The organism is Kitasatospora sp. NPDC091257 (assembly GCF_044757675.1).
In the GTDB taxonomy this organism is placed as follows: domain Bacteria; phylum Actinomycetota; class Actinomycetes; order Streptomycetales; family Streptomycetaceae; genus Kitasatospora; species Kitasatospora lactacystinica.
Genome location: NZ_JBIVVI010001095.1, coordinates 1 through 3,094, shown reverse-complemented (window position 1 = coordinate 3,094; position 3,094 = coordinate 1). Strand labels below are relative to the sequence as shown.

The window sequence follows — 3,094 nt, the reverse complement described above, 5'->3', positions numbered from 1 at the left end:
GGCCTGGACCGGTGGCCGGGCGGCGGTCCACGTGGGCGACGTCGCGGACTTCAACGCGCAGTTCTTCGCACCCGGCATGAACGAGGCCCAGCGCCTGCGTCGGCTGCGGCAGGCGCACCACTACGCCTGCCTGGCCGTCTGCTACAGCCCCGAACCGGCCCTGCTGGTCCTGCCCGCCGAGGTCGCCCCTGAGTGGACCGACTGGCTGGCCCGGGAGTTGGCCTGGGGCCCGGTCGAGGTGCACAGCGGTGTGGCGCCGGACCGGACGGTGGCCGAGGCGCTCGCCGCCCGCCCCGCCCTGGCCGCCCGGATCGCCGACTCCGGCCGCCCGGTGGTGAGTTGGGGGCGGAATGCCGCGCATGGCGAGGGGCCCGAGCTGGCCGCCGTGCGCCGCTACGAGTCCAAGGCCGCCGCGCACGACCTGTTCGCCGCCCTCGCCCCCGGGCACCCCGGCATCCGGCTGCCGCGCCAGGAACGTCCGGAGGGCCGCCGCCGGGCCGCCCGTCGGCTCACCGCCCGCGCCGTCCGGGGACAGACCACCGTACTGAAGAGCCCGTACGGCGTCGGCGGCTACGGCACCGTGGTGGTGGAGCCCGCCGAACTGTTCGCGGCGGGCGGCGGCAGGGCGCTGCTGCGGCACCTGGTGCGTACCGAAGTCCTGCCCCCCGAAGGCGCGTTGCTGCTGGAGGAGTACGTCGACCCGGGCCCGGCGGCCCGGCTGCGCGACCTCACCTACGACGCCCTGGTCGGACCGGACGGCACCGTCCACCCGGTCGGCGCCGGTGCCATGGACGTGGCCGGCACCCGCTACCAGGGCGTCACCGTCGGCCCCGGCACGGTGCCGCACGCCGCCGCCGACACCGCCCGCCGGTTCGCCCTGGCGGTGGGGGAGCGGCTGGCCGCCGAGGGCTATCGCGGCTGGTACGACGTCGACTTCGTCACCGACCGGGAGCGCCGGCTCGCCCCCACCGAGATCAACCTGCGGCTCACCGGTCCGGCCGTCGCCTTCGTGCTGGCCGCCCGCCTCGACCGGGTGCGCGGCCCCGGCCACCTGGTGCGCACCCTGGACGGGATGCCGCTCGGCGCCCGGCTCGCCCCGGCCGCGCTGCACGACCACCTGGAACGACTGCGCCCGCGCTGCGCCCGGCTCGGCGTCACCCTGCTGCCGCTGATCCCGACCGCCTGCCACGACCCGGAGCCCGTCGTCGGCCTCGCCCTCGCCGGGCCGGACGCCGAGGCACTGGACGCGGCCGAGGCGCTGGTCGAGGCCGCGAACCGGGGGCTGACCGGGATGTTCGAGGCGCTCAGGTGATGTTCGAGGCGCTCAGGTATGCCGGCCCTTCCTTTCGCCCCCTCCGGCCGGAGGCTGCCAGAGCATGAACCGGATCAGCACCATCGCCGCGAGCATCAGCGAGACGTTGAACGCGAACACCATCACGGTCTCGCGCGGCCAGTCCGTGGCCTTGGTGAGCCGGTACAGGTTGTCCTGCGGCCACCAGTTGACCAGCAGCCAGGTGATCGCCAGGTGGGCCAGCGCCGAGAGCCGGACCGGCCTGCCCTGCCGCAGGACGGCCTCGAAGCCGGCACCGAACCAGACGAGCCCGGCGCCGAACGCCAGGTTCTCGCACAGATAGAGCAGCCGGAACCAGCCGCTGTACGGGGAGGGGACGCCGGTGAGATCGGTCGAGCCGGGGAAGAGCACATCGGTCATCGCCCACGCGCTCGCGGCGAAGATCAGCACGCAGAAGACCGCGCCGCAGCCGCTCCCGAAGTCCGAGTTCCCGGAACCGCCGCCCGCCTTGCCGCCGCTCCGGACGCCGCCCCCGGTCTTGCCGCCGTTCCGGCCGCCACCGGCCTTGGCGGAGCGCCGGGCGGCGTGTCCCGGCGGGGCCGGCAGCGGCAGGGCCGCGCGGTTCAGCTTGCCGGCCCGGGTACGGGGCAGTTCGGGTACCGGGACGACGGCGGCGGGCACCGACTGGCCCCTGAGCGCGGTCCTCAGGTACTGGGAGAGCGACCAGCCGTCGGCGCCGTCCGTACCCGGCTCGGTCACCGCGTAGCCGACCAGCTGCGGTTTGCCCGGCACCGTCTCCACCTCGACGACGGCCGCCTCCCGCACCGCCGGGTGCCCGCGCAGCACGCCCTCCGCGCGGACCGCCGCCCGGACCCGCGCCAGCACGCTTGTCGGCCGTCTCGTGCCGAGCGGTCCGACCACGGCCGCGGCCCGGGCGGTGAACTCCAGCACGCCGTCCGCGCGCAGCACCCCGAGGTCGCCGGTCAGCAGCACCCGGCCGTCCGGGTCGAAGTCCGCCCGGATGAAGCGGCGGGCGGTGTCCGTGGGCCGGTTGAGGTAGCCGCGGGTCAGGCCGGCGCCGGCGATCGCGATCTCGCCCGTCATGCCCTGCTTGGCGGGGGTGCGGTTCGGGCCGAGCACGTACACCCGGGTGCCGGGAAAGGGCCGGCCGACCAGCGAGACCCGTTCGGCGCCCTCGGCGGCGGCGGTGCCCCGCGCGTCGAAGTAGGTGCTGTCCACGGTGGCCTCGGCCAGCCCGTAGACGTTCAGCACCCGGGTGCCCGCGCCGAGCAGGCGTTGCAGGCCCAACTGCTCGTCCAGGTACCATTTCTCGGCGCCGACGGTGAGCAGCCGTACCCCGGGCAGGCCCGCGCCGGCCCCCGCGCCGCCGGCCTCGGCCAGCAGGGCGGTCAGCCGGCGCGCGGTGCGGACGTTCAGCTCCAGGACGGTGATCCGCTCCGCGGCCACCAGGGCGGGCAGTGCCCCGAGGTCGGCGGCGCGGTCCAGGGTGAGGTTGAACGGGGTGACCACCAGGGTGGCGCCGGTACAGAGCGCACGCACCCAGTCGGCGGTGAAGACGTCGAACTCCAGGCTCGCCGTCTGCAGGATCCGGTCCTCGGCGGTCAGCTCGTACACCTCACGCCAGCCCTCGTACGCGGCCAGCAGGTTGCGGTGCTCGACCAGCGCGCCGACGGGCAGGCCGGTGGAACCGGAGGTGTAGAAGACGCAGGCGAGGTCCCCGGGGCCGGTCTCGGGCGGCGCGAACGGGGCCGTCGCGGGGGCGGCCGTGTCGACGCAGACCAG

General features: G+C 75.8%; 1 protein-coding gene and 1 pseudogene. One reads left to right on the top strand and one right to left on the bottom strand.

The features are described 5' to 3' along the window. Nucleotides 1–1,312, top strand: a pseudogene (locus ACIQOV_RS34810) (hypothetical protein); the annotation flags it as partial. A gap of 12 nt (nucleotides 1,313–1,324) precedes the next feature. Here ACIQOV_RS34810 and ACIQOV_RS34805 read toward each other — a convergent pair. Further along, nucleotides 1,325–3,094 (bottom strand): AMP-binding protein (locus tag ACIQOV_RS34805; protein ID WP_401054849.1); only part of this gene is annotated, 1,770 nt, incomplete at its 5' end.